General features: G+C 49.4%; 2 protein-coding genes. One reads left to right on the top strand and one right to left on the bottom strand.

Annotation, left to right across the window (positions count from 1 at the left end; genetic code table 11):
- Positions 1-224 precede the first annotated feature (224 nt).
- Positions 225-1,409, bottom strand: coding sequence for a TRAP transporter substrate-binding protein (locus tag Q0438_RS01705; protein WP_299186616.1), 1,185 nt, complete (start codon positions 1,407-1,409; stop codon positions 225-227).
- Positions 1,410-1,530: 121 nt separating this feature from the next.
- On the opposite strand from Q0438_RS01705, the gene Q0438_RS01700 reads away from it, so the two are divergent.
- Positions 1,531-2,696: FAD-dependent oxidoreductase (locus tag Q0438_RS01700; RefSeq protein ID WP_299186613.1), on the top strand; the 1,166-nt coding region annotated here is incomplete at its 3' end.

Genomic DNA, 2,696 nt, shown 5'->3' with positions numbered 1-2,696 from the left:
AAATTTTAAAATTTGACCCCGAAAGCGAGGCGGCAGATCTTGCAAAGTAAAATTTTGCCCGCGCGAGCTTGCGATCCGCTATTCTACTCAATTTTGCGCGAGCTTGCGATTTTGCGCGATCCCGCCCGATTCTTAAGCGAGCTCGCGCAATCCTGCGATCCTTTACTTGATTCTGCGCCGAGTTTCATCAGTCTCGGCGCAATAGATCGCGGTAAATTTAAAGATTATTTTGTTTGATTGGTTTCGGTTTTCGGCGCAGCGGCGCTTGAGTTTATATCGCCTCCGGGCGCGCTGATAGGCTGCGGCACCGAAATCTCTTTGACCGAGGCGGTGAAATTCTGCTCAGCTTCTACGGCGCTCGTTTTTTCGATGTATGCAAAATCCGCAGCGCTGCTGTAAGCCCTAGCCTTGGCTAAAAATGCCTTTTGACTCTCCCAAATCTCTTTAAAATCAGGGTTTTGCGCGCTCTGCTCGGCTAAAATTTCATCCGTCGCATTGCGAAGCGCTCGCATAATCTCTGGCGAAAATGAACGAATCTGCACGTTTGGATACTTTTTTTTCATCTCGTCCCACAGGATCGCATTTTTATAAAACGCGTCGTTGCTCGCCTGCTCGCGCACCTTCGCGATCGCAGCGTCCAAAATAGCGCGTAGATCGGCAGGCAACCTCTCCCACGCGCTTAGGCTTATTACGATCTGCTGCTCGCTCGCGGGCTCCTGCCAGCCGGTGTAGTAGTAGTTTGCGACCTTATAAAAACCAAGATCCATATCAAGCGCCGGATTCGCCCACTCGACCGCATCTATCGTGCCCATCTGAAGCGCCGTTTGCAGCTCATTTAGCGGGATCGTAGCGACCGCGACGCCCAGGCGGTTCATCACCTCTGCGCCAAGGCCCGAAATTCTAAGCTTGAGCCCTTTTAAATCCTCGGGCGAATTGATCTCTTTTTTAAACCAGCCCCCCATCTGCATACCGCTGTTTAGGACGTTAAAGACCTTTAGACCCGATTTGGCGTAAAATTTCTCCGCAAGCTGTTTGCCGCCGCCGAAATAATACCACGCGCTCCATTCATCCTTAGTCATTCCAAATGGCACCGTCGTAAACAGCATATTCGCGCTATTTTTATCTTTGTAATAATACGCCGCGGTGTAGCCCATATCGTATTTGCCGCCGCTTACCAAGTCATAGATCGCAAATGCGGCCTTGTGCTTGCTCGGCGTATCGATACTGATCTTTAGTCGCCCGCCCGACATCTGATCGGCGAGATCGGCCACGCGCTTAGCGGCATCACCTACGACCGGCATTGAAATTTCGTAGCTTTGAGCCAGCTTTAGGCGGTAAATTTTATCTTTCTTATCCGCTCCGAAAAGCGAAACGGCCAACAAAAGTCCGACAAGAACGGTTTTTTTCATATAATGCTCCAAAAATTTGAACTGGACGGAATTTTATATAAAATCATCTAAATTCACGCTTTTATAACTGGGTTTTAAGTTAAAATTTAGCACAATTGCATCAAATTTAAAGGGGGAGCAGATGCAAGAAAAACATTACGACGTGCTCATCGTAGGCGGCGGCATAACGGGTAGCGCGCTGGCATACGTGCTGGCGGAATTTAGCGATATAAAAAGTATCGCGCTTGTCGAAAAATACGAAGGGCTTGCGACGCTAAATTCCAAGGCTAGCGCAAACTCTCAGACGATTCATTGCGGCGATATCGAGACCAATTACACTCTCGAAAAGGCCGCCAAAGTAAAGCGCAGCGCCGATATGATAGTAAGATATTGCCAAAAATATGATCTTACGAACAAGCTTATATTTGAAGAGCAGAAGCTGCTTCTAGGCGTAGGAGACGATGAGACGGAGCTAATAAAGGATCGCTTTGAGAAATTTAAAGAGCTTTACCCGTATTTGCAGCTTTTTGGCAAAGAAGCGCTAAAAAAAATCGAACCCAAACTGGTATTTGACGGGCGCGGCGAGGAAAGAGCGGAGAATATCGCCGCAATGGGCGTTCAATCGGGAGTTTATACGACGATAGATTTTGGCGCGATGGCAAATTCCTTCGTGCAAAACGCCAAAAAAACAAAGGGCAAAACCTGCGATCTGTATCTAAACTCCGAGGTGCAAAATATCACCAAAATAGGCGATAAATTTTATATCCGCACCGCAAACAAGCTCTCGCTAAGCGCTGATTTCGTAGCGGTATGTGCCGGCGCGCACTCGCTGTGGCTCGCGCACCGCATGGGGCTGGGGCTCGATCTTAGCACGATCTGCATCGCGGGCAGCTTCTATCTAACCAAGCAAAAGCTTCTAAACGGCAAGGTTTACATGGTGCAAAACCCGAAGCTTCCGTTTGCCGCGCTTCACGGCGACCCCGATCTTTTGGCAGGTGGCTGCACCAGATTCGGACCTACCGCGCTTACGATGCCGAAGCTTGAGCGCTACAAGGGCTGTCGCTCGATCCCCGAGTTTTTTCAGTCTTTAAATTTCAGCGCCGATGTAGCGAAGGTCTTTTGGCAAAACTTCGGCGATAGTGACGTGAGGGATTTCCTGCTTCGCAATATCGGCTTTGAGATCCCCGTTTGGGGCAAAAAGCTTTTCGTCAAAAACGCGCGCAAGATCATACCTAGCATCCGCGAGGAGGACATCTACTACGCCAAAGGCTTCGGCGGCGTGCGCCCGCAGGTCATCTGCAAATCGCA

This window comes from uncultured Campylobacter sp. (assembly GCF_938030785.1).
In the GTDB taxonomy this organism is placed as follows: domain Bacteria; phylum Campylobacterota; class Campylobacteria; order Campylobacterales; family Campylobacteraceae; genus Campylobacter_B.
Note: the sequence above shows the minus strand (reverse complement) of the source record. Positions and strands in the feature narration are given on the sequence as shown.

Excerpts from the sequence above, each read along its gene's own strand:
- Q0438_RS01705 (WP_299186616.1), bottom strand. The coding sequence starts at position 1,409 with ATGAAAAAAACCGTTCTTGTCGGACTTTTGTTGGCCGTTTCGCTTTTC.